At 66.3% G+C, this 21,973-nt stretch carries 20 protein-coding genes; 13 read left to right on the plus strand and 7 right to left on the minus strand.

What is annotated here, in order from left to right:
• The first annotated feature begins 47 nt into the window (after nucleotides 1–47).
• Nucleotides 48–1,115 carry a glycosyltransferase family 4 protein gene (locus tag ACFTOW_RS08255; RefSeq protein WP_379914590.1) on the plus strand — a complete coding sequence of 356 codons (1,068 nt, stop codon included), beginning with the start codon at nucleotides 48–50 and terminating at the stop codon, nucleotides 1,113–1,115.
• Nucleotides 1,112–1,891 carry an inositol monophosphatase family protein gene (locus ACFTOW_RS08260; RefSeq protein WP_379914591.1) on the plus strand — a complete coding sequence of 260 codons (780 nt, stop codon included), beginning with the start codon at nucleotides 1,112–1,114 and terminating at the stop codon, nucleotides 1,889–1,891. Before ACFTOW_RS08255 ends, ACFTOW_RS08260 begins: the two co-directional genes overlap by 4 nt.
• Here ACFTOW_RS08260 and ACFTOW_RS08265 read toward each other — a convergent pair.
• Complete coding sequence (locus ACFTOW_RS08265; RefSeq protein WP_379914592.1) at nucleotides 1,888–2,631, minus strand: FkbM family methyltransferase; 744 nt, start codon at nucleotides 2,629–2,631, stop codon at nucleotides 1,888–1,890. The genes ACFTOW_RS08260 and ACFTOW_RS08265 overlap by 4 nt on opposite strands.
• 261 nt (nucleotides 2,632–2,892) lie before the next feature.
• Here ACFTOW_RS08265 and ACFTOW_RS08270 point away from each other — a divergent pair, with 261 nt between their 5' ends.
• Genes ACFTOW_RS08270 through ACFTOW_RS08285 form a run of 4 tightly spaced genes read left to right on the plus strand, consistent with a single transcriptional unit; the run spans nucleotide 2,893 to nucleotide 5,855 of the window.
• Nucleotides 2,893–3,846 (plus strand): zinc-dependent alcohol dehydrogenase, encoded by a 954-nt coding sequence (locus tag ACFTOW_RS08270; protein ID WP_379914593.1) that lies wholly within the window; start codon nucleotides 2,893–2,895, stop codon nucleotides 3,844–3,846.
• A 9-nt stretch (nucleotides 3,847–3,855) separates the two neighbouring features.
• Nucleotides 3,856–4,251, plus strand: coding sequence for a 6-pyruvoyl trahydropterin synthase family protein (locus tag ACFTOW_RS08275; RefSeq protein ID WP_379914594.1), 396 nt, complete (start codon nucleotides 3,856–3,858; stop codon nucleotides 4,249–4,251).
• Between the two features lies 1 nt (nucleotide 4,252).
• A complete protein-coding gene (locus ACFTOW_RS08280) occupies nucleotides 4,253–5,041 on the plus strand; it encodes a class I SAM-dependent methyltransferase (RefSeq protein WP_379914595.1) in 789 nt (262 codons plus the stop codon).
• Nucleotides 5,028–5,855, plus strand: coding sequence for a RibD family protein (locus tag ACFTOW_RS08285; protein ID WP_379914596.1), 828 nt, complete (start codon nucleotides 5,028–5,030; stop codon nucleotides 5,853–5,855). Before ACFTOW_RS08280 ends, ACFTOW_RS08285 begins: the two co-directional genes overlap by 14 nt.
• A gap of 14 nt (nucleotides 5,856–5,869) precedes the next feature.
• Here ACFTOW_RS08285 and ACFTOW_RS08290 read toward each other — a convergent pair whose 3' ends face one another.
• Genes ACFTOW_RS08290 through ACFTOW_RS08300 form a run of 3 tightly spaced genes read right to left on the minus strand, consistent with a single transcriptional unit; the run spans nucleotide 5,870 to nucleotide 9,116 of the window.
• The gene (locus ACFTOW_RS08290) at nucleotides 5,870–6,805 is read right to left on the minus strand and encodes a lysylphosphatidylglycerol synthase transmembrane domain-containing protein (RefSeq protein ID WP_379914597.1); all 936 of its coding nucleotides are present in this window, start codon (nucleotides 6,803–6,805) and stop codon (nucleotides 5,870–5,872) included.
• On the minus strand, nucleotides 6,805–8,439 hold the full coding sequence (locus tag ACFTOW_RS08295) for a sulfatase-like hydrolase/transferase (protein ID WP_379914598.1): 1,635 nt from the start codon (nucleotides 8,437–8,439) through the stop codon (nucleotides 6,805–6,807). Before ACFTOW_RS08295 ends, ACFTOW_RS08290 begins: the two co-directional genes overlap by 1 nt.
• On the minus strand, nucleotides 8,436–9,116 hold the full coding sequence (locus tag ACFTOW_RS08300) for a CDP-alcohol phosphatidyltransferase family protein (RefSeq protein ID WP_379914599.1): 681 nt from the start codon (nucleotides 9,114–9,116) through the stop codon (nucleotides 8,436–8,438). Before ACFTOW_RS08300 ends, ACFTOW_RS08295 begins: the two co-directional genes overlap by 4 nt.
• Before the next feature lie 155 nt (nucleotides 9,117–9,271).
• Between ACFTOW_RS08300 and ACFTOW_RS08305 the strand changes: the two genes are divergently transcribed.
• The 4 genes from ACFTOW_RS08305 to ACFTOW_RS08320 all read left to right on the plus strand — a co-directional run bounded on the left by ACFTOW_RS08305 (nucleotide 9,272) and on the right by ACFTOW_RS08320 (nucleotide 14,411).
• A complete protein-coding gene (locus ACFTOW_RS08305) occupies nucleotides 9,272–9,835 on the plus strand; it encodes a cytochrome b (RefSeq protein ID WP_379914600.1) in 564 nt (187 codons plus the stop codon).
• Between the two features lie 92 nt (nucleotides 9,836–9,927).
• Nucleotides 9,928–11,511, plus strand: coding sequence for a glucans biosynthesis glucosyltransferase MdoH (mdoH, locus tag ACFTOW_RS08310; protein WP_379914601.1), 1,584 nt, complete (start codon nucleotides 9,928–9,930; stop codon nucleotides 11,509–11,511).
• Complete coding sequence (locus ACFTOW_RS08315) at nucleotides 11,508–13,019, plus strand: OpgD/OpgG family glucan biosynthesis protein (protein WP_379914602.1); 1,512 nt, start codon at nucleotides 11,508–11,510, stop codon at nucleotides 13,017–13,019. Before mdoH ends, ACFTOW_RS08315 begins: the two co-directional genes overlap by 4 nt.
• Before the next feature lie 222 nt (nucleotides 13,020–13,241).
• The gene (locus ACFTOW_RS08320; protein ID WP_379914603.1) at nucleotides 13,242–14,411 is read left to right on the plus strand and encodes a YbfB/YjiJ family MFS transporter; all 1,170 of its coding nucleotides are present in this window, start codon (nucleotides 13,242–13,244) and stop codon (nucleotides 14,409–14,411) included.
• Nucleotides 14,412–14,471: 60 nt separating this feature from the next.
• On the opposite strand, the gene ACFTOW_RS08325 is transcribed toward ACFTOW_RS08320, so the two are convergent.
• The gene (locus ACFTOW_RS08325; protein WP_379914604.1) at nucleotides 14,472–16,763 is read right to left on the minus strand and encodes an Orn/Lys/Arg family decarboxylase; all 2,292 of its coding nucleotides are present in this window, start codon (nucleotides 16,761–16,763) and stop codon (nucleotides 14,472–14,474) included.
• A gap of 227 nt (nucleotides 16,764–16,990) precedes the next feature.
• Entirely contained in the window at nucleotides 16,991–18,367 is a 1,377-nt protein-coding gene (locus tag ACFTOW_RS08330; RefSeq protein WP_379914605.1) for an NAD-dependent succinate-semialdehyde dehydrogenase, read from the minus strand.
• A gap of 182 nt (nucleotides 18,368–18,549) precedes the next feature.
• Between ACFTOW_RS08330 and ACFTOW_RS08335 the strand changes: the two genes are divergently transcribed.
• The 3 genes from ACFTOW_RS08335 to ACFTOW_RS08345 all read left to right on the plus strand — a co-directional run bounded on the left by ACFTOW_RS08335 (nucleotide 18,550) and on the right by ACFTOW_RS08345 (nucleotide 21,287).
• Nucleotides 18,550–19,224: an SDR family oxidoreductase gene (locus ACFTOW_RS08335; RefSeq protein ID WP_379914606.1), complete on the plus strand. Its 675-nt coding sequence runs from the start codon at nucleotides 18,550–18,552 to the stop codon at nucleotides 19,222–19,224.
• A gap of 182 nt (nucleotides 19,225–19,406) precedes the next feature.
• Entirely contained in the window at nucleotides 19,407–20,741 is a 1,335-nt protein-coding gene (tig, locus tag ACFTOW_RS08340; RefSeq protein WP_379914607.1) for a trigger factor, read from the plus strand.
• 129 nt (nucleotides 20,742–20,870) lie between these two features.
• A complete protein-coding gene (locus ACFTOW_RS08345; protein WP_379914608.1) occupies nucleotides 20,871–21,287 on the plus strand; it encodes a DUF1330 domain-containing protein in 417 nt (138 codons plus the stop codon).
• Between the two features lie 67 nt (nucleotides 21,288–21,354).
• On the opposite strand, the gene rplI is transcribed toward ACFTOW_RS08345, so the two are convergent.
• The gene (gene rplI, locus ACFTOW_RS08350) at nucleotides 21,355–21,972 is read right to left on the minus strand and encodes a 50S ribosomal protein L9 (RefSeq protein ID WP_379914609.1); all 618 of its coding nucleotides are present in this window, start codon (nucleotides 21,970–21,972) and stop codon (nucleotides 21,355–21,357) included.
• Between the last annotated feature and the right edge of the window lies 1 nt (nucleotide 21,973).

The following is a 21,973-nucleotide window of genomic DNA, read 5'->3' on the forward strand; positions in this document are numbered from 1 at the left end:
TTGCGCTAAGCCCTTGAGTTCCGGAAACAAACGCAAAGGCAATCCCGATGTCACAGCTTTCTGCCGCAGCCTTCGCCGTGCCCGGCGATCTGTCCGCACCGACCGGCGGATATGGCTATGACCGCAACCTGTTGCAGGCGCTTCGCGCAACCGGGCGCGACGTCACCCATCTGGCGCTGCCCGACGGGTTTCCCTTTCCCGATGCGCAGGCCATGGCCCGGGCGATCGACCTGCTGACCGCGGTCCCGCGCGATCGGGTGCTGATCGTGGACGGTCTGGCCTTTGGCGCGCTGGAGACCGCCGCCCTTGACCGGCTGCGCGCGCCATTGGTGGCGCTGGTGCACCACCCGCTGGCCCATGAAAGCGGGCTGCCAGAGTCCACGCGCAACCGCCTGCATGCGCTGGAGCGTGACAACCTGAACCGGGTGGCGCATGTTCTGGTGCCCAGCCCGCATATCGCACAGGTGCTGGTCGCGGATTACGGCGTTGCACCCGACCGCCTGACGGTGATCCGCCCGGGCAAGCCGGCAACGGCGGGCACACCGGACACTGCGCCACCCAAGGCTGCGCCGCCGCTGATCCTGTCGGTCGGTATCTTGCATCCGCGCAAGGGCCATGACGTGCTGATCGCCGCCTTGGCGCGGCTGGCCGATCTGGATTGGCAGGCCATCATCGTCGGCAGCCCGTGGGAGCCGGGCCATGAGGCAAGGCTGGCGCAGCAGATCGAGGCCAGCGGCCTGACCGGGCGGGTGGACCTCGCAGGCCGGGTCGATCAGCCCACGCTGGACCGGCTCTACGCTCAGGCGCATGTCTTTGCGCTGGCCACGCGCTACGAAGGTTACGGCATCGTGTTTGACGAGGCGCTGATCCACGGTCTGCCGATCGTGTCCACCACGGCGGGTGCAGTGCCCGGAACGGTGCCGCGCGCGGCAGGCACATTGGTGCCGCCCGACGACGCCGCGGCCTTTGCCGACGGCCTGCGCGCGCTGCTGCTCGATCCGCAGGCCCACGCGCGGCAATCGCGCGCCGCCACGCAGGCGGGGGTGGCCCTGCCGGGTTGGAACGACGCGGCGGCACAGGTCGGTGCCATCCTTGACCGGATCGCACAGGCATGAGCGCCGATGATCTGGATCTGGCGGTGACCCTTGCGCAAGAGGCGGGCGAGATCCTGCTGCGCCACTGGCACGACCGCGCGCGCCTGACCGTCACGCACAAGCGCGCGGGCGATTTCGTGTCCGAGGTCGATCTGGCCGCCGAGCGGCACCTGCGGAACGGTCTGCTCGGTGCCCGGCCCGGCGATGGCTGGCTGGGCGAGGAGACCGGCGGCGAAGGTCAATCCGACCGGCGCTGGATCGTCGATCCGCTGGACGGCACCACGAATTTCCTGCGCGGCATTCCCCAGTGGGCGGTGTCGGTCGCGTTGCAGGATCACGACAGACTGACCGTCGGTGTGGTGCACGATCCGTTGCGCGGCGAAACCTTTGCCGCCCGCATCGGGGGGCCTGCCACGCTGGACGGGGCGCGGGTTTCGCCCGCCACGACCGCAACGCTGGAACCGGCGCTGTTCGGCACGGGCATCCCCTTCGGCACCTTGGCACATATCGACGATCACGCCGCAGATATCGCGCGGTTGATGCCGCTATGTGCCGGGGTGCGGCGGATGGGGGCGGCGGCGCTGGATCTGGCCTGGGTGGCGGCCGGCCGGTACGATGGCTTCTGGGAGCGGCGCCTGCAAGCTTGGGACATCGCCGCAGGTCTGGTGATCCTGCGCGCCGCCGGTGCCCGCGTCGAAGGCTGGCACAGCAGCGAAAGCCCCGAGGACACCGGCACCGTGATCACCGCCACACCGGGCGTGTTCGACGCCTTTGCCGCTTGCCTTCGCCAAGGTTAACCGCCGCGCGGGTCAGATTGCAGACGGGCAAACAGATCGCCGGACCCTGCATCGCGGGGCAGGCTGTCCAGCCAGGCGGCGGTTGTTGCCCCATCGCGCCAGTCGGGCCACACAAATCCGCCCGTCTCGCCCTGAACCGGGTTGAACCGGTAGTCCCCGAGATCCGCCAGCCGGTCGATCACCGCATGGGTCAGATGTTTGAACCCCGGCAGGAACTCGACCGACAACATCGCCACCGGCTGCGACAGCCCGGCCAGCACGTCGATCTCGAACCCCTCGACATCGATCTTGATGTAGTCGGGTGTGCCGAACCGCGCGATCAACCCGTCCAGCGTGACCATGCGCACCCGCTGCGTGCGGTCCCATTTCACATGATCGAATCCCGGCGCGCGCGCGGCACCCTGCACGAAATCGAGGCGCAGCGAGGACACGGTGGGATGGCGCGAGGACACCGCCATGTCGGCCTCGGTCTCGGTGCGGCCCGCTGCCGCCTCGATCAGGGTGATGTCACGCGGCAGGGTCCGGCGCAGAAAGCCCGCGAACGGCTGCTGCGGTTCCAGTGCCACCACCCGCGCCCCGGCGGCCCGCATGGCCCGCGCCCGCGTTCCGACATGGGCGCCGACGTCGAACACCAGCGCCTGCGGCTCCAGCAGATCACGATAGAACCGCCGCCAGGCGCGTATGGTGCCGGGATTGTGGTAGATCACAAGAGACCTGACAAATCCCAACAAACGGTCCATGCTGCAATCCTTTCGCCCCTCTGCGCAGGCACATAGCCCGCGACGATGGCTGTCCAGCCGCGTGACCTGTCTGATCGGCACAAATTCGTCAGCAGACTTGCCAATGGCGCAGCGACCCTACGTTTGGGAGATCGAATTGTGAAAGGAAACCCTACGCTTGCCCTGTCCCAGCACCGCCAGGCCAGTCCCATACACCAAACGCAGTGACACTCTGCCACCCGCGCCCGCTCGCCGGGCCAGCCAGTGCAGGCGCATCCTGCCATGACGGCGCAGGCGCTTTGGTGCACCGGGCCGGGCCGGGCAGAGCTGCGCGCGGCGCAAACCGGCAGCGGCGTTGCGGTGCAGACGCTGTTCACCGGCATCAGCCGGGGCACAGAGCGGCTGGTATTAGAAGGCCGCGTGCCTGTCACCGAACACGACAGGATGCGCGCCCCGGCGCAGGAGGGCGCGTTCCCGTTCCCGGTGAAATACGGCTACTGCGCGGTTGGTCGCGTGACCGAGGGGGAATTGGCTGGGCAGGACGTGTTCGCCCTGCACCCGCACCAGACATGGTTTCGCATGCCTCAGGCGATGTTGACCCCGCTGCCGGGCGGCCTGCCGCCGGAACGCGCGGTGCTGGGTGCCAACATGGAAACCGCCCTGAACGTTCTGTGGGACAGCGGGGCCGGGGCGGGCGACCGGATCGCCGTGATCGGTGCGGGCGTGATCGGCGCGCTGGTGGGATACCTTGCAGCCCGGCTGCCGGGGGCCGAGGTGACGCTGATCGACGTCAACCCCGACCGTGCGGCGCTGGCGCAGACGCTTGGTTGCGGGTTTGCCGCGCCAGACACCGCGCCATCCGACTGCGATATCGTGATCCATGCCACCGCCACTGCGCAGGGGCTGGCGCTGGCGCTGGACTGCGCCGGGCAGAACGCTACTGTTGTCGAGGCAAGCTGGCATGGCGCAGGCGACACGCCCGTGCCTCTGGGCGGGGCGTTTCACGCCCGGCGGTTGCGCCTGATCAGTTCGCAGGTCGGCCATCTGCCGCCCGACCGCACCCCGCGCTGGACCCATGCCCGGCGCATGGCCAAGGCGCTGGAACTGCTGTGCGACCCGGTTCTGGAGGCGCTGATCTCGGGGCAGACAGCGTTCGACGATCTGCCCGCGCAGTATGCCGGAATCCTGTCCGACCCGGGAACGCTTTGCCACCGCGTCAGTTACACTCAAGCTTAAGGAGAGCCGATGTTCGCCGTCGAAGTCCGAGATCACATCATGATCAGCCATTCGCTGCCCGATCCCGTTTTCGGGCCCGCCCAGGGCATGCACGGGGCGACCTTTACCGTGGATGCCGCGTTTTTCACCGAGGATATCGACGATCACGGGCTGGTCGTGGATATCGGGCTGGCGACCGAGGCGCTGACCGAGGTGCTGGCCCCGCTGCGCTACAAGAATCTGGACGAGGTGCCGGAATTCGCGGGCAAGTTCACGACCACGGAATTCCTGTGCCGTCATATCTTTGACCGGATGGCGGGCTTGGTTGGTGACGGTAGGCTGCACGATGGCGGGCGCGTGCGCAAGCTGCGCATCCTGCTGCATGAAAGCCATATCGCCCGTGCATGGTACGAAGGCGAGGTCTGAGATGGGGTTCACCGCCGATTGGCTGGCCCTGCGCGAACCCGCCGACCACGCGGCGCGCGATGCCGGGTTGTTGCAGCGCGCCGCGCAGGCGGCAGGGCCTGAACCGGTCGTGCTGGATCTTGGCTGCGGCACCGGATCGACCGTGCGCGCGCTGGCGCCGCACCTGCCCGACGGGGCGCGCTGGCGGCTGGTGGACAACGATGCGGATCTGCTGGATCAGGCTGCCGCCGGGCCGGGCGATCATGCGCAGGTGTATTGCTGCGACCTGGCCGAGCTGGACAAGCTGCCGCTGGACGGTGTGACGCTGGTGACCGCCTCGGCGCTGCTGGACCTGATGCCGGTGTCATGGGTGTATATGCTGGCGTCGCGGCTGACCGTGCCGTTCTATGCCGCGCTGTCCTATGACGGGCAGATGGGCTGGACCCCGGACGACCCGCAGGATGCTGCGGTGACCCAAGCCTTCAACCGCCATCAGCTTGGCGACAAGGGGCTTGGCCCGGCGCTGGGGCCACGGTCGGTCGAAACCAGTGCCCAGGTGTTCACGCAGGCCGGGTTCGACGTGGCGCAGGCCGACAGCCCGTGGGTGCTGGGGCCGGATCAGGCCCGGCTTCAGGCGATGCTGACGCAGGGCATTGCAGACGCGGCGGCCGAGGCCGGGGCGACAGACGCGGCAGACTGGGGCGCACGGCGCGCGGCCATGACGGCAGCAACGACATGCCGGATCGGGCACGGCGACATCTTTGCCCGGCCGCGCAGGTCAGAGACGGAGGGCACGCATGCACATGATTGACGTCAACCCGACGGTCTGGGACCGGCTGCTGGCGGTGCGGCAGGGGCGCTCATGCACCTGCTGCGGGCGCTGGAGCGCGGATGAGACGGGCGCGCTGGACCTCTATGGCCCGCTGGCGCGGCGCGATCTGGGCCCGATGGTCGTGGCGCAGATCGGCCAGTCGCTGGATGGCCGGATCGCCACCGTGACGGGCGATGCGCGCGATGTGTCCGGGCCTGACGGGCTGGCACATCTGCACCGCATGCGGGCGCTGGTGGATGGTGTCGTGATCGGCGTGCGCACCGCGCTGCATGACACGCCGCGCCTGACCGTGCGCCTGTGCGAGGGGCCGAACCCGGCGCGGATCGTGATCGACCCGCGCGGGCGGTTGCCTGACGACGCACCGCTGCTGGCACGGGACGGCACCCGGCGGATCATCGTGCAGGCGGTGGATCGCCCGCGCCCCGACGGGGTCGAGGTCATCCGTCTGAGCGACCGCGACGGCATGCTGGACCCGGCCGGGATCCTGACCGCATTGCATGCCACCGGCCTGTCCAGCTTGATGATCGAAGGCGGCGGGATCACGATTTCACGGTTTCTCGAGGCCGGGCTGCTGACCCGTCTGCAGGTCGCCATAGCACCTTTGCTGATCGGTGGCGGGCCACAGGGCCTGACCATGCCATCCCCGACCGAAAAGCTGTCAGAGGCGATCCGGCCCGAAACGCGGGCGTTCTCGCTGGGGTCTGACGTGGTGTTCGATTGCGCGCTCAATGCCGATGCGCTGGCCGCAAGAGAGCCGCTGCATGCCAGGCCCGCGCGTGCGGTGCGTTCGTGACCCGCGCGTGCGGATCAGGGCACCCCGACCGGCCCGCGCCTCTGGACCAGCAGGACCGCGCTGCCGGGCAGGGCCGCGACCAGCATCATCAACCCGAAGGCCACGCTGGTGGCCAGACCGCCGCTTGCGGTTGATCCGGCCAGCGGAAACAACACCGCGGCTGCGCCCTCGCGCAGGCCCCAGCCGCTGATCGTCAGCGGCACCAGCATCGTCAGCAGGATCAGCGGCACAAAGGCCGCCACCGCGACTGGCGACAGGCCATGCCCGACCGCCTGCGCGCAAAAGGCAAAGGCGGCGAGGTTGCACAGCGTGGTGCCAAGGCTCAGCCCGATCTGCGGCCCGATCACGCCACGCGCCACCAGCGAAACCCGCGCGGCGTGCACGAACCCCGCCACAGCCTGCCCGAGGTGGCCGGGCATCCGGGTCAGCAGAAACACAGCCCCCGGCAGGCACAGCCCGGCCAGGGCGAACAGCGCGACCGGGCCGATCAGCCACGCGGGCCAGTCCACGCCGCCCGGCCGCGCAAGGGTGACGGCAAAGGTCGTGACCGTGACCGCGAACAGCCCCGCCTGACCGGCCAGACGCTCCAGCACCACTGCCTGTGACGCCGCCAGCAACCCGGCCCCCCCGCGTGAGCGGACCGCGCGGCCCGCATCACCGATCACGCCCCCCGGCAGCGACAGGTTCACCGCCTGCGACAGGTAATACTCACGTAGTGCGTCGCGCCGGGACAGGGCAATGCCAAGCTGCGCCGCCGTCAGCCGCCAGCGCAGCGCCGAAAGCACGGTCTGCGTGGTCAGCGCGGTCACCGCCGCGCCCAGCCACAAGGGATCGGCAGATGCCAGGGCGCGCGCGGCGTCCTGTCCTCCGGCAAGCTGCCACAGGGCGGCCATCAGGGCGATGGCCAGGGCGATCTGCCCGGCGCGAACAACACCCGAGGACACTCGCATCACCCATCCGCCTCGGATGGTGTCAGGCCTGAGGAAAACAGTTCGATCACCAGGTCGCGCATCCGGTCCATGCCCAGAACCGGCATGTCGCTGTCCGGGATCAGCCCCGGCGTCCATCCCAGTTGCAACACCGGCGCGACAAGGTCGGGCGGGCCGATGACATGCACCGGCACCTGCGCGCGCTCGTCCAGGGACACGAAATCGGCGGCCTGATGATCACCCAGCACGATCATAAGCGGCGGGTCGCCGGCATGCAGCGCGGCATAGGCGAGCACGGTGGACAGCGCGTAATCTATGGCACTGCGATACTGCGCGCGCACGCGGTCGCGGTCGCGCCAGACCTCTTCGGGCGGGTCTCCTGCGGCGGCCATGTCGTTGAAGATGCGCCCGTCGCCAATGCTGCCCCAATCCACCAGGTCGGGCACGGGCACCCAGGGCGCGTGGGACGAGCCCAGCGCCATCTGCGCAAACACCGGGGTGTCGGTGGCGTCGCGCAACAGCCGGTCCATCGCGGCAAAGGTGAACTGATCGGGCATCGTCACCCAGTTGAAGGCCGCGCCCCGATAGTCCAGATCGCGCGCGGCAAGGATCGTGTCGAAGCCCATCACGTCGGATTCCGGCCAGTCCAGCGTGATCTGCGGCATGACCGCAGCGGTGTGAAACCCGGATCGCGCCGCGATGTGAAACAGCGTGTCGCGCCCTGACGCCAGCATCGCGCCATAGCGTGTCTGATCGCTGACCCACAGCCCGTTGGCAAAGGTCGCATGCGACAGCCAGCTTTGTCCGCCCCGCGTCGGCGCACTCAACAGCCCCGACGCCATCGACAGACCCAGCGCGTCCAGTCGCGCCGTCTCGCGCGCCAGCGTGGCACGGTGTTGCTGCGCATAGAACGGTGTGTCCAGGCTGGTCCGGCCATAGCTTTCTACGAACACGATCAGCACATCGCGGTCGATCCGGTCCAGCAGGCCCGACCTGTCGGCATAGGGATCCTGCGTCGCTGCCGCGCGAAACACCCGCAGATCGCGCAGCGTGGCACGCAACATTCCGATCCGCTCGACCCCGACCCGCGCGGTAAAGGCCGCACCGGGCGGCGTTGCAGGCAGCGACCAGCGCCCTATCGTGTGACCGATCTCGGCCACGGCCAGCGCGCCCAGCGCGAGGGCTCCGGCGCCTGCCACCCGCGCAATGCCGCGCGGTGGGTGCACGGCGGCCCAGACTCCGGTGGCCCACCACAGGGCTGCGGCAATCGCCACGGTTGCCAGCAGGGCACCGATGGCGGCAAGCGTGGCAGGCACGGTGCCGATGGCTCCGGACAGCAGACGCAGACCTGCATCGATCAGAACCATGTCTGCCACCGGGTTGAACCCGCGCGCCAGTGCGGTGAACATTGCGAAATCGGCCGTCTTGAGGGCACAAAGTATCGTCAGGCTGATGGTTGTCACCAGCCGCAGGGCGGTGGCGACACGGCCCCCGGCCGCAACAAGCGCCAGCAGGATCACCGGCAGTTCCAGCGCGAACAGCAGGGGCGCCTGCCACGTCAGGGCGGCGGGATGATTGGGCTGCACCAGCACAAGATGCAGAACAAGCGCCGCCAGCACCAGCTGCGGCGCGCGTCCGGGGACAAGAGCGGTCAACGCCGCCTCTGCCAAAGCCAGAGGATATCGCGCCCGAAGGACCCTGTCAGCGCCAAGGCGGCGACCAGGATCGCACACTCGGCCACTGTCGGCGGCAGGATCGCCGGTTGCACACCGACCAGCGCGCCGATCTGGATCACGCAGGCAAGCTTGCGCCCGAAGCGGTCGGGCAGGGGGCGCGTCATCCACGGCAGGATCAGCCCGGCCAGACCAAAGCCATAGCGCGGCAGACCGAGCAACAGGACCAGCGGGCCGACGGTGCCCGCCGCAAAGGCGTTGCAGGCAAGGATCAGACCCAGCGCCGCGTCCACTTCCATGTCGAACCGCGCGCCGAATGCGGATGTCAGACGCTGCCGCCGGGCAAACCAGCCGTCCACGGCGTCAAGGCTCAACGCCGCCGCGGCAAGCCAGAAGATCGACCACTGCGCGCTGCCACCGGCCAGCACCGGCACGATCAGCGCCGCCGCCAGCACAAGCCGCACCAGCGTGACCATGTTGCAAAGCCCAAGCGCCCCATGCGGATAGCTGCGCCGCATGAAGGCACCTGCCACCAGTGTCGCACCCAGATACAGCCCGGTCGCAAGGGCCACGTGCAAAGGTTCGCCCTGCAACAGCCCCGCCGACAGCGCGACCACCCCGCCTGCGCCCAGCAGCGCCGTCGCCCCGAAACGCGCCATCGGCCCCGCCGGATGGCGGAGTGCAAGGCGGCGTGGCCTGTGAGGGCTGTGTTGATCAATGACTGACATCGGACTTAGCTTAGTGCGAAGGGGCGCAGGTCAAGCCCGGGCCGTATCGCTTGAACCGGCGGTGACCAAGGCTAAATCTGCATCTCATGAAGGATCAACAGCAAACCATTTCCTATTCCGTTGCGGCCAAAGTCCTGCACTGGTTGATGGCTGCCCTGATCCTGAGCATGATCCCCGCAGGCTTCCTGATGATCCAGCCGGACCTGAACAAGCCTTTGCAGAACGCGCTTTTCATCTTTCACAAGAACGTGGGCGTGGTGTTGCTGCTGCTGATCGTGCTGCGACTCCTTGTCCGCTGGCGCAATCCGCCGCCCGCTTTGCCCGACCACGTTCCGGCCTGGCAGGCGCGCATCGCCCATGCCAGCCACGCGGCGTTGTATGCGCTGATGATCGCGATGCCGGTGGCCGGGTACCTGCGCGTCCGGGCAGGCGGCTTCCCGATCGAGATGCTGGATGCGCTGGGACTGCCGACCCTTGTGCCCCGGTCCGACGCGCTGGCCGAAATTGCAAAGACCACGCACTATTACGGCGCCTACGCGATCGCGGCATTGGTGTTTGCGCATGTTCTTGCCGGTTTCTACCATGGTTTGGTGCTGCGCGATGGCGTGTTTTCGCGCATTTGGCCGCCGGTTGCCCGTTGGCGTCGCTAGGCTCTTGCCGCGCTGCGGCGAAACCATAGCTATCGGGTTCATCGGAAAACCCGTTTCCGAACAATAGCAAAGCAAGGAGCTGGCGCAGCGCCATGTCACTCGCAGAGAATTTTCGCGCGGCCGGGGTCGCAGTCGCCCGCCAGGTCGATGCCCCCGGACCAAGGGCCGTGTTCGTCGGCCTGACGTTGGTGCTGACGGCGCTCATAACGGCGGCCTTTGCAGGGTCGGTGGTGCATTGGACACTGGCTGCGCTGATGGCCGTGCCGCTGGTCGTGGTGAACGCGGCGTGGGTTTCGGGCGGTGCGGCAACGGCGCTTGTCGGTCTGGGCCAGGGGGCGCAGCCGCTTGGGTCTGTCACGCCACCAAGGGGCTGGGTGCCATCAGGGCGCACCGCCATCCTTGTGACCCTGTGCAAGGAAGATCCCGAGCCGGTGGCGCACTATCTGCGCGATCTGCACAAGGCTCTGACCAGCCTCGGGCTGGACGATCGCACCGTGATCTTTGCGCTGTCCGACACTTGGGGGGACACGGCTGTCGCACGCGAAGAGGGCGCGCTGCGCGATCTCGTGGACGCCGGAAGGGTGCAGTACCGGCGGCGCGACGCGAACACGGGGCGCAAGCCCGGCAACATCGCAGACTGGCTGGACCGGCATGGCGACAGCTTTGACTACATGATGACCCTTGATGCCGACAGCCGGATGTCGGCAAATCGGATCCGCCGCATGATCCGCCAGATCGAAACGCGCCCGCGCACAGGTCTGATCCAGGCCGGAATGGGGCTGGTGCCGGGGCAAAGCCGGTTTGGCAGGCATCAGCGGACCGCGGTGCGCCTGATGTCGTCCAATTTCGGTCGCGGGATGGCGGCCTGGGCCGGGCGCAGTGGCAATTACTGGGGCCACAATGCGATCATGCGGATCGCGGCCTTTCGCGAGGCCGCCGTGCTGCCCCGGCTTGCGGGGCGTCCGCCCTTTGGCGGCCCGCTGCTGAGCCATGATTTCATCGAGGCCGCTTGGATACGCAGGGCCGGTTGGGCGGTCGAACTGGACCCCGACCTTGCCGGCAGCGCCGAGGACGCGCCCCAGACGCTGGAGGCGTTCCACAAGCGCGACCGCCGCTGGTGTCAGGGCAACCTGCAACATCTGTTCGTGCTGGCCACGCCCGGCCTGCACCCGATCAGCCGATTTCACCTGATCAGCGGGGTTGTCAGCTATCTTGCCGCGCCGATCTGGCTGCTTCTCGTGATCTTGATCGCCGTCGGCAGCATTCCGGTGACGGGCGCGCTGCCGTTCGTGCTGATTGCCGCCGTCCTTCTGGTGCCAAAGGTCTGCGCGCTGGCCGAACGTCTGCCACGGAACCGGACCTTGCGGCGCAGGCTGGTGACGCTTCGGGCGTGGATTGGCGAGCTTGCGGTTTCGACCGTGGTCGCGCCGTTGATGATGGTGCGGCAGACAGGATCGGTGCTGTCCTTGCTGGCCGGTCGGGATTGCGGCTGGAAATCGGCGAACCCGCCCCGCTGGACCCCGCCGCGCGGCGTGCCCGAGGCCTTGGCCGGGGTGGCGATCCTGATGCTGAGCAGCGTCTACGGCGGGGGCGCAACGCTGTGGCTGGCACCGCTGATCGCGCCATTGCTGGTTGCTCCGGTCCTTGTGCGCGCGCTTGACGCGCAACCGGCATGAGGCGGCGGGCCTTCCTTGCGGGTGCCACGGCGCTGGCGAGCGCGCCGGTGCTGGTGTCCGCAGCCGATCCTGTGGACGCGCCGGACGATCTGCTGGAACTGGCGCGCGATCTGGCGCAACGCCCCTATCAGCCGAACGCCGCGCCCTTGCCCGTGCCTTTTGCCGGGCTGGATTATGACGCCTATCGCGGCATCCGCCCGATTTCGGGGCAGGCGGCGGACCTGCCCGTGGGGCAGGGGTATCAGGCCGATCTGCTGGCGCCGGGCCTGTTTTTCAACGACCCTGTGCGGATCGAGCTTGCCGATGAAGCGGGCGGCTTTCGCGAGGTGCCGTTCTCGCCCGCGCTGTTCAGCTTCGAGCCGCGGTATTTCGACGCCATCCCGGACACGGCCCCGGGCGCGGGGTTCTCCGGGCTGCGGCTGCGGTATCCGTTGAACGCGCCCGACGTCATGGACGAGGTGATGGTCGTTCAGGGGGCCAGCTATTTCCGGGCGATCGGGCGGGCGATGGCCTATGGCCTGTCGGCGCGGGCCGTCGCGCTTGGCACCGGCGGGTCATCGCCCGAGGAGTTTCCGCGCTTCACCCGGCTGCGCCTGCATGCCGCGCAGGGCGATGCGATCCGGATGGAAGGCGTGATCGACAGCCCCTCGCTGGCCGGGCATATCGACATGACCCTGCGACCGGGCGACGATAGCCGGATGGACATCACCGTCACGGTGATGCCACGCCGGGATATCGCGGATATCGGGGTGGCACCGCTGACGTCTATGTACCTGAAGGGGCCGATGCGCGCGGCGGTGTCGGATGATTTCCGCCCGCGCGTCCATGACAGCGACGTGCTGATTATCGAGAACGGCCCGGGTGAGCATCTGTGGCGGCCCATCGCCAATCCCGCCGGGTTGCAGACCTCGGCCTTTGTGGATGACGGGCCGGTCAGCTTTGGCCTGTACCAGACCCCGCGCGCCTACGAGGATTTTCAGGATACCGAGGCGCGGTATCACGACCGGCCCTCGGCCGTCGTGCGACCGCACGGCGATTGGGGCAAGGGGGCGGTGGTTCTTGTCGAGATCCCGACCGATACCGAGTTCATGGACAATATCGTGGCCTTCTGGCGGCCCGAGACGCCTTTGCGTGCAGGCAGCGAACATCGCTTTGGCTACGATCTGGACTGGACGCTGTCTGCGCCCGGTCCCGGCGCGGGGCCGCGAATCGTGCAAAGCCGCAGCGGGCGCGAGCATGACCGCCCGGGGACCCGGCGTTTCGTGATCGATCTGGACGGTGTCGCCGACGATCTGACACCGGACATATCAGCCAGTGGCGCAGCGGAAATCAGCGGTGCCGCGCTTTTTCCGCTGCCGGGTGACAGGGGCATGCGCCTGACCTTTCTGATGGCGCCGCAAGACAGCCATCCCGTGGAACTGCGCGTGGGTTTGCGCGATGGGGCCGGGGCGGCGGCTGGCCCTGTCTGGCTCCATCGCTGGACCCGCGCGCGCGACGGCGGCGTCTGACGGCCAGCACGTCATGTGCCGGGATCGGCATGAACCACAGTACCCCTGAAACGTCGCGACCGCGTCGCGTGGATGGGTGTGCGCTGCATCCGCGCGGTGAAAATCGACTTGAATGCAGGGCATGTCGTTGGCAGCTTGTGGCGGTTGGCGTTCTGCTTGGGGAATGTCCGAAAGAGCGAGGACACGCATGCAGCCTTTGGCCGAATTTCCGGACATCCGCAGATGACTGCCGTTCCCGCCCGACCCTGGCTGGTGCTGGCGGGGCTGGCACTGGGACTGACCGTGACCAACGGGTTTGCGCGCTTTGCCTATGGCCTGCTGCTGCCCGCGATGCGGTCCGAGATGGGGTGGAACTTCGCGCAGGCCGGATGGCTGAACACGGCCAACGCGCTGGGGTATGTCGCGGGTGCGGTTCTGACCATGGTGCTGATCCGGCACATGTCGCCCGCGCGGCTGTTCGCCTTCGGGCTGGTTGCCACAACGCTGGCGCTTCTGGCGACCGGGCTGAATGCCGCGCTGTGGTGGCAGACGGTCTGGCGGGTACTGGCGGGCGTGTTCGGCGCCATGTCGTTCTCGACCGCCGGGGCACTGGCTGCGGGGTTGTTCCGCGACGATCCACGCCGCAACGCGCTGGCCATCGCGATCCTGTTCGGCTCTGGCGGGGGGCTGGGCATCGTGCTGGCCGGCGCCGCCCTGCCCTTGATGCTGGACGCCTATGGCCCGGGTGCATGGCCGCTTGGCTGGGTCGCGATCGGCATCGCCAGCGCCCTGTGCGTGCCGCTGGGCCTGTGGTCGGCGGCCCAACTGCGCCCGCCGGTGCAGGCACAGCCCACGCCGCTGCCGCTGCCGCTGCGGCGTATCCTGCCGGAGCTGGCGGGATATGCCGGGTTCGGCATGGGCTATATCGTCTACCTGACGTTCCTGTCGGCATGGATGGCCGAACAGGCCGCGGGTGCGGGGTTTGTCGCGCTGGTCTGGGTCATTCTGGGCCTGTGCATCTGCGTGTCGCCGCTGGTGTGGCGGCCGATCCTGTCGCGCCACGCCTCGGGCGTGCCGCTGGCGCTGATCCTGATCTGCATCGCCATCGGGTCCGCCCTGCCCGTGGTGCTGCCCAACAACGCCACACTGTTGGTGTCGGCGGTCGTGTTCGGCCTGTCGGTGTTCATGGCCCCGGGGGCGGTCACCAGCTTTGCGCGCCAGAACCTGCCCCCCGAAAGCTGGGGGCGGGCGATCGGCCTGTTCACGGTGGTCTTTGCCGTGGCGCAGACACTGGGCCCCTATGGCGCGGGGCTGGTCGGGGATTCCTTTGACAACATCGGTGTCAGCCTTGTCGCTGCCGCCGGCCTGTTGCTGGTCGGCGCGGGCCTGGCGTTGATGCAAAAACCGCTTTGAGTTTGGAAAGTCCCGCCCCTGCGTGTGAACCGTCGGGGCGGGGATTCATTGTCGGATGGTCTATTCCGCCACGCAATCGGCGAAATACCGGATCTCGCCGTCTTCGCCCGTCTCCTGCACCAACCCGTGAATGTCGGTTTCAAACCCCGGACATTCGCGCGCGAAGGCGCGGTTGAACTTGAGGTAATCGACGATCTTGCGGTTGAACACCTCGCCCGGGATCAGCAGGGGAATGCCCGGCGGATAGGGGGTGACAAGGCTGGTGGTGATGCGCCCCTCAAGCTGCTCGATCGGGACGCGCTGGGTCGTGCGCCGGGCGATATGGGCATAGGCGTCGCTGGGTTTCATCGCCGGGGTCAGGTCGCTCAGGTAGATCTCGGTCGACAGGATGGCCACGTCATACTTGGCGTATTGCGTGTGCACATGCTGGCACAGATCGCGCAGGCCCATCTTTTCGTAGCGCGGATGCTTGGCGCAGAATTCCGGCATCGCGCGCCACATCGGCTGGTTCTTGGCGTGATCGTCCTTGAACTGCTGCAACGCGGTCAGCAGCGTGTTCCAGCGGCCCTTGGTGATGCCGATGGTGAACATGATGAAAAAGCTGTAAAGCCCTGTTTTTTCGACAACAACCCCATGTTCGGCAAGGTACTTCGTCACGATCGAGGCGGGGATGCCTGTGTCTTCGAACCGGCCATCCAGATTCAGGCCCGGCGTGATGATCGTTGCCTTGATCGGGTCCAGCATGTTGAACCCGGGGGCCATGTCGCCAAAGCCGTGCCAGCTGTCTTCGCCATCGGCGGGCTGCACACCATCCGCATCCGTACGCTTCAGGACCCAGTCCTTGGTGCGCCCGATCCCCTCTTCGATCAGGTCGTCCGGGCCCCAGACCTTGAACCACCAGTCGTCGTCTCCGTATTCCTCATCCACCTTGCGCATGGCGCGGCGGAAATCCAGCGCCTCTTCGATGCTTTCCTCGACCAGCGCGGTGCCGCCCGGCGGCTCCATCATCGCCGCCGCCACATCGCAGCTTGCAATGATGCTGTATTGCGGGCTGGTCGAGATGTGCATCAGATACGCCTCGTTGAACAGGTGCCGGTCCAGCGGCGTGTCCTGGCTGTCCTGCACCAGAACGTGGCTGGCCTGACTGATCCCGGCCAGCAGCTTGTGGATGGACTGGGTGGCATAGGTGACCGAATGCCTGGGCCGCTCGCGCTTGCGCCCCATCGAGTGGAAATCGGCGTAGAAGGGGTGAAACGCTGCGTGCGGCAGCCACGCCTCGTCGAAATTCAGGTTGTCGACATAGCCGTCGAGCAGGCCCTTGATCGTCTCGGTGTTGTACAACACGCCATCGTATGTCGATTGCGTCAGCGTCATGATGCGCGGCTTGACCGTGTCGGCATCGACGCCCGCCAGCAGCGGATTGGCGCGGATCTTGGCCTTGATCGCATCGACCTCGAAGGCGCTTTGCTGGATCGGGCCGATGATGCCCCAATGGTTGCGCGTGGGTTTCAGGAACACGGGCACCGCGCCGGTCATGATGATGCTGTGCAGGATGGATTTGTGGCAGTTGCGGTCCACCACAACCACGTCATCGGGGGCGACCGTATGGTGCCAGACCATCTTGTTGCTGGTCGATGTGCCGTTGGTCACGAAAAAGCAGTGATCGGCGTTGAAGATGCGCGCCGCGTTGCGTTCGCTTGCCCCAATGGCACCGTTGTGGTCCAGCAACTGCCCCAGCTCCTCGACCGAGTTGCAGACATCTGCGCGCAGCATGTTTTCACCGTAGAACTGGTGATACATCTGCCCGATCGGACTTTTGAGGAACGCGACACCGCCGGAATGTCCCGGGCAGTGCCAAGAATACGAGCCGTCCTCGGCGTAATCCAGCAGCGCCTTGAAAAACGGCGGCTGGATGCCTTCAAGATAGGATTTCGCCTCGCGGATGATGTGCTTGGCGACGAACTCGGGCGTATCCTCGAACATGTGGATGAAGCCGTGCAATTCGCGCAGGATGTCGTTGGGCAGGTGGCGGCTGGTCTTGGTCTCGCCGTAGACATAGATCGGCACATCCTCGTTCTTCCAGCGGACTTCCTCGATGAAGCTGCGCAGGTTCAGGACCGCCGGGTCAAGGTCGGGGCCGGGGCTGAATTCCTCGTCGTCGATGGACAGCACAAAGGCGCTGGCGCGCGACTGCTGCTGCGCGAATTTCGACAGATCGCCATAGCTGGTGACGCCCAGAACCTCGAACCCTTCCTTTTCGATCGCTTCGGCCATCGCACGGATGCCAAGCCCGGACGAGTTTTCGGACCGGAAATCTTCGTCGATGATGATGATGGGGAAGCGGAATTTCATGGATGTGACCTCGGGGGCGCTGTGGACGTGGAACGCACAGGGCGGATTGTGTTGCGACGCGGCCCGCGTTCTGTGCCGCCGCATCAGCCCGAGTGTGTTTCCGTTACGGGGCGCGCCGTCAAGGGCAGAGATCAGCTGCGCATCAAGGGCCTGCACCCATCACAGGATGCAGGCCCAAAGGGCGACCGGGTCGCGGGCAGCTCTGAAGTATGACGTTCAAGTCCCTGTCAGGGCAGAAAAATCGCCTTGACGTTGACAAACTCCTTCATGCCGAACCCGCCGTGTTCGCGCCCGTAACCGGAGTCCTTGACCCCGCCAAAGGGCATGTTGGGATCGGCCGCTCCAAAAGAATTGATGCGGACCATGCCGGTGTCGAAATGATCGCGCGCCAGCCTCAGGGCGTGTTCCTCGTCCTTGCAGAAGATCCCGCCACCAAGGCCATAGCGGCTTTCATTGGCCAGACGCATGGCGTCCTCGTCATCCTTGGCGCGGATGATGGACGCGACCGGGCCAAAGATCTCGTCATCATAGGCCGGCATTCCGGGTGCAAGATCGGCCAGCACCGTGGCCGGGTAATAGGCACCCTCACGATCCGCCGCTTCGCCACCGCACAGGATCCTGGCTCCCTTGGCGACGCTGGCGGCCACCTGGTCTTTGACCGTATCCAACTGATCCTTGCTGGACAGCGGGCCAAGCTGCACATCGTCATCGGTGGGATCGCCCATGGTGATCTTCTGCATTTGCGCGACATAGGCCTCGACAAAGGCATCATGGACCTTGTCGGTCACGATGAAGCGTTTGGCCGAAACGCAGGTTTGGCCGTTGTTGTACAACCTCCCCATGACCGAGAATTTCACCGCCGTCTCGATGTCGGCATCCTCCAGCACAAGGTAGGCGTCATTCGATCCCAGTTCGAGAACGGTCTTTTTAAGCGCCTTGGCTGCCGTGGCCCCGATATGCCGACCGGCGTCATCGCTGCCCGTCATCGTCACGCCGCGCACCAAGGGGTGCGTGATCAGCGCGTCGCTGGTGTCGTGACCGATCACGATGACCTGAAACAGGTCTTTCGGCAGACCCGCCTCGATGCACAACTCGCGCAGGCGCAGGCCCGACCCGGTGCAGATGCTTGCGTGTTTCAGAACGCAACCGTTGCCCGCCATCAGGTTGGCGGCCAGCACGCGGATCGGCTGATACAGCGGGAAATTCCAAGGCTGGATCGAGTAGATCACGCCGATCGGCTGATAGGTGACAACGCCGCGCTTGGCCTCGGGGCCGTGGGTGCGTTTCTCATCGGCCAGCGCATCGGGGCCGGTCTGGGCCGTATAATCAAGGATCGCGGCACAGATTTCGACCTCGGTCTGCCCGTCTTTCAGCAGCTTGCCGGTCTCGCGCGTCATCAGCGCGGCCAGCTCATCGGCATTGTCGCGCAGCTTTTGCGCGATCTTCGTCAGATAGGGCGCGCGTTCCTGATGGCTCAGCTTGCGCCATTCCAGAAACGCGGCATGGCAGGCTTCCACCCGGTCGGTGGCCTGTTGCTGTGTCATGACATCATAAGATTGCAGGTCTTCGCCGGTTGCCGGATTGATGGTCGTGATCTTGGACATTGTGGCTCCTTCTGGGTCTGGCAGGGCAACGCGTGGGCGGGTCATTCGTTCCCTACCCGCATATGTCGGCGGTGTTGGCCGCGGGGCACTGCGGGGGGGCACGATTGAAAAGCGGTCGGGATGCAACCAAAGTGGCTGCGGATCGTTGTTCCGTCAGCAACCTGACAAAGGAGAGTTCAGACATGAGCACCAAGGCACTTTTCATCACCGGCGCCTCCAGCGGCATCGGCGCGGCCACGGCCCGTCTGGCGGTTGCGAAGGGCTGGCATGTCGGGCTGTTCGCGCGGTCCAAGGACAAGCTTGAGGCGCTGGCCGACGAGTTGGGTGACAAGGCGGTCGTCCTGCCGGGTGACGTCACGAAGCTGGAGGATATCAAGTCCGCGATTGCGGACTTTGTCGCCAAGACCGGCGGGCTTGATGCTGCTTTCGCCAATGCCGGCATGGGGCTTTCGGCGGCCGGCACCGACGCGGGCGATCCCGAGGAGTGGGAGCAGATGGTGAGCGTTAACATACTGGGCGTTCTGTGGACCGCCAAGGCCGCGATGCCGCACCTGAAAGAGCGCGCCGGGCATCTTTTGCTGACCGGGTCCGCCGCAGGCCGGCGCCATATCTCGGGCTCGGTCTATGGCGCGTCCAAGTGGTTCGTGCACGGCTATGGCGGCAACCTTTCCGAAGAAATGAAAGAGTTCGGTGGGCGCTGCACCATCATCGCGCCGGGCATGGTTGATACGCCGTTCTTTGACGAACCCAAGCCGGACAAGCTGCAACCCGACGACGTGGCGCGGGCGGCGGTCTACGCCCTCGAGTCCGACCCGCGTTGTGCCGTGAATGAAATCTTCCTGATGCCGACACAATGAGCGCGCGCCGGGCCACGCGGCAGGCCCGGACCTGGCAGGAAAAGTCGGAACAGCCCGTCAGCTTTCCAACCCCCCGCGCGCCAGACGATTAAGGGTTGATCCCCCAAGCCGCGCAGCCTAGAACGGCGCAAATTTCTTCAGGCCGCCATCCGGGCGGCCTGTCATCTTATGCGAGGAAAATAATGCAAGTCACCGAAACCCTGAATGACGGCCTCAAGCGCGGGTACGAGATCACCGTGACCGCCGCCGAACTGGATGCCAAGGTCCACGAAAAGCTGGTCGATGCCCAGCCCGAGATCGAGATGAAGGGCTTTCGCAAGGGCAAGGTGCCTATGGCACTGCTGAAAAAGCAATTCGGCCAGCGTCTGCTGGGCGAGGCCATGCAAGAGGCCGTCGATGGCGCCATGTCCGAACATTTCGAAACCACCGGCGATCGCCCCGCGATGCAGCCCGGCGTCGAGATGGTCGAGGGTGAATCCTGGAAAGAAGGCGATGACGTCAAGGTCAACCTGACCTACGAGGCGCTGCCCGACATCCCCGAGACCGACCTGAGCGGGATCGAGCTGGAGCGGATGGTCGTCAAGGCCGAAGACAGCGCCGTGACCGAAGCTCTGCAAAGCCTGGCCGACAACGCCAAGGATTTCGAGGCCCGCGCCGAAGGCGAAGCCGCGCAGGACGGCGATCAGGTCGTGATCGATTTCGTCGGCAAGGTCGATGGCGAGGCATTCGAAGGCGGCGCGGCCGAGGATTACCCGCTGGTGATCGGCTCGGGTTCGTTCATCCCCGGCTTCGAAGAGCAGCTGGTCGGCGTCAAGGCTGGCGACGAAAAGAACGTCGAAGTGTCTTTCCCCGATGATTACGGTGCCGAGAACCTCAAGGGCAAGGCCGCCGTGTTCGAATGCGTCATCAAGGAGGTCAAGGCCCCCAAGGCAGCCGAGATCGACGACGAGCTGGCCAAGAAATACGGGGCCGAGGATCTGGAGGCGCTGAAGGCGCAGATCTCGGAGCGGCTTGAGGCCGAATACGCCGGTGCCGCCCGCGCGGTGATCAAGCGCGCGCTGCTGGACAAGCTGGATGATGCGGTGAAATTCGATCTGCCCCCCAGCCTGGTCGAGGCCGAGGCCAAGCAGATCGCGCATCAGCTGTGGCATGAGGAAAACCCCGAGGTCGAAGGCCATGACCATGCGCCCGTCGAGCCCACGGAAGAGCACAATCGCCTGGCCGAGCGCCGCGTGCGTCTGGGCCTGCTGCTGGCCGAGATCGGTCGCAAGGCCGAGATCGAGGTCACCGATGCCGAGATGACCCAGGCGATCATGGCGCAGGCGCGCCAGTATCCGGGGCAGGAGCGTCAGTTCTTCGAATTCATCCAGCAGAACCAGCAGATGCAGCAGCAGCTGCGCGCGCCCATCTTCGAAGACAAGGTGGTCGATCACGTGCTCGAGCAGACCAACGTGACCGAGAAAGAGGTCACCAGGGACGATCTGGAAAAGGCCATCGAGGCGCTGGACGAAGAATGATCGCTGTCTGAACGGATTGCGTATCGGGCCGCCCCAACCGGGGCGGCCTTTTTCGTTTGCGCCCGGACGTCAGGGTTGACGCATGGGCATCGGGCACCGACCGTGCAGCAAACTGCAACGGAGGCCCGCATGACCCATACATCCTTTACCCCGGACGCATTCCGCGCGTTTCGCGCCGATGACCGGCCCGGTCCGATCCACATGCTGAACCTGATCAAATTGCGCGAGCAGGCAGAGTATCCGGATGGCCGCGTGGCGACGGGGGCCGAGGCCTATGCCGCCTATGGTCGCGACAGCGCGCCGGTGTTCCAGCGGCTGGGCGGGCGGATCGTGTGGCGCGGACGGATGGAGCAGATGCTGATCGGTCCGGGGGACGAGGCGTGGGATCTGTGCTTCATCGCCGAATACCCCGGCCCGGATGCCTTTGCCGCGATGATCAAGGATCCCGAGTATCGCCGCGCGATGGAGCATCGGCAGGCCGCCGTGGCCGACAGCCGCCTTGTGCGCATGGCCCCGCTGGACACCGGCGGAAACTTTGGCGAGTAGCCTCCGCGCATGAAAAAAGCCGCCCGGAGCATCCCCCGGGCGGCCTTGAATGACACCAAACTGTCGTTCAGCGGTCTTCGTCGTCGCTCGCGGCGCGGGCCACGGGCTCCAGATCGTCGTCGTCATCGGCGGCGCTGCCGATATCGTCGAACAGTTCCGCGATCTCGTATTCTGCTGCGGCCTCTTCTTCGGCGGCGGCATCCTGGATCGATTTGCCCGACGCCTGCAACTCGGCCTCTTCGGGCGAGCGTGCGACGTTCAGCATCATGGTGACCATGACCTCGGGGTGCAGGTGCACCTCGACCTCGTGCAGACCCAGTTCCTTGATCGGCGCGCGGATGATCACCTGTTTGCGATCGATGGTGAAGCCTTCTTCGGTGGCGACGTTCGATGCGTCACGGGTGGTGACCGAGCCATAAAGGCTGCCGCCGTCCGATGCCTGGCGAATCACGATGAACGTCTGACCGTCCAGCTTTTCGCCAAGGGCCTCGGCCTCCTTGCGGGTTTCAAGATTGTTCGCCTCAAGCTGCGCCTTCTGCGCCTCGAAAGACTTGATGTTGTCCTCGGAGGCGACCAGCGCCTTCTTCTGCAACAGCAGGTAGTTGCGCGCAAAGCCGGGTTTGACGTCGACGACGTCGCCCATCTGGCCCAGCTTGGCCACGCGTTCCAGCAGGATAACTTGCATT

It is taken from the genome of Lacimonas salitolerans (assembly GCF_042677865.1).
Taxonomy (GTDB): Bacteria; Pseudomonadota; Alphaproteobacteria; order Rhodobacterales; family Rhodobacteraceae; genus Lutimaribacter; species Lutimaribacter salitolerans.

What these genes read in the sequence shown, in the direction of transcription:
- ACFTOW_RS08315 (WP_379914602.1), top strand. Translation starts at nt 11,508, where the DNA reads ATGAGGCGGCGGGCCTTCCTTGCGGGTGCCACGGCGCTGGCGAGCGCG.
- ACFTOW_RS08305 (WP_379914600.1), top strand. Translation starts at nt 9,272, where the DNA reads ATGAAGGATCAACAGCAAACCATTTCCTATTCCGTTGCGGCCAAAGTC.
- ACFTOW_RS08265 (WP_379914592.1), bottom strand. Translation starts at nt 2,631, where the DNA reads ATGGACCGTTTGTTGGGATTTGTCAGGTCTCTTGTGATCTACCACAAT.
- ACFTOW_RS08260 (WP_379914591.1), top strand. Translation starts at nt 1,112, where the DNA reads ATGAGCGCCGATGATCTGGATCTGGCGGTGACCCTTGCGCAAGAGGCG.
- rplI (WP_379914609.1), bottom strand. Translation starts at nt 21,972, where the DNA reads ATGCAAGTTATCCTGCTGGAACGCGTGGCCAAGCTGGGCCAGATGGGC.
- ACFTOW_RS08280 (WP_379914595.1), top strand. Translation starts at nt 4,253, where the DNA reads ATGGGGTTCACCGCCGATTGGCTGGCCCTGCGCGAACCCGCCGACCAC.
- tig (WP_379914607.1), top strand. Translation starts at nt 19,407, where the DNA reads ATGCAAGTCACCGAAACCCTGAATGACGGCCTCAAGCGCGGGTACGAG.
- ACFTOW_RS08255 (WP_379914590.1), top strand. Translation starts at nt 48, where the DNA reads ATGTCACAGCTTTCTGCCGCAGCCTTCGCCGTGCCCGGCGATCTGTCC.
- ACFTOW_RS08330 (WP_379914605.1), bottom strand. Translation starts at nt 18,367, where the DNA reads ATGTCCAAGATCACGACCATCAATCCGGCAACCGGCGAAGACCTGCAA.
- ACFTOW_RS08335 (WP_379914606.1), top strand. Translation starts at nt 18,550, where the DNA reads ATGAGCACCAAGGCACTTTTCATCACCGGCGCCTCCAGCGGCATCGGC.
- ACFTOW_RS08325 (WP_379914604.1), bottom strand. Translation starts at nt 16,763, where the DNA reads ATGAAATTCCGCTTCCCCATCATCATCATCGACGAAGATTTCCGGTCC.
- ACFTOW_RS08275 (WP_379914594.1), top strand. Translation starts at nt 3,856, where the DNA reads ATGTTCGCCGTCGAAGTCCGAGATCACATCATGATCAGCCATTCGCTG.
- mdoH (WP_379914601.1), top strand. Translation starts at nt 9,928, where the DNA reads ATGTCACTCGCAGAGAATTTTCGCGCGGCCGGGGTCGCAGTCGCCCGC.
- ACFTOW_RS08270 (WP_379914593.1), top strand. Translation starts at nt 2,893, where the DNA reads ATGACGGCGCAGGCGCTTTGGTGCACCGGGCCGGGCCGGGCAGAGCTG.
- ACFTOW_RS08320 (WP_379914603.1), top strand. Translation starts at nt 13,242, where the DNA reads ATGACTGCCGTTCCCGCCCGACCCTGGCTGGTGCTGGCGGGGCTGGCA.
- ACFTOW_RS08285 (WP_379914596.1), top strand. Translation starts at nt 5,028, where the DNA reads ATGCACATGATTGACGTCAACCCGACGGTCTGGGACCGGCTGCTGGCG.
- ACFTOW_RS08345 (WP_379914608.1), top strand. Translation starts at nt 20,871, where the DNA reads ATGACCCATACATCCTTTACCCCGGACGCATTCCGCGCGTTTCGCGCC.
- ACFTOW_RS08290 (WP_379914597.1), bottom strand. Translation starts at nt 6,805, where the DNA reads ATGCGAGTGTCCTCGGGTGTTGTTCGCGCCGGGCAGATCGCCCTGGCC.
- ACFTOW_RS08300 (WP_379914599.1), bottom strand. Translation starts at nt 9,116, where the DNA reads ATGGCGCGTTTCGGGGCGACGGCGCTGCTGGGCGCAGGCGGGGTGGTC.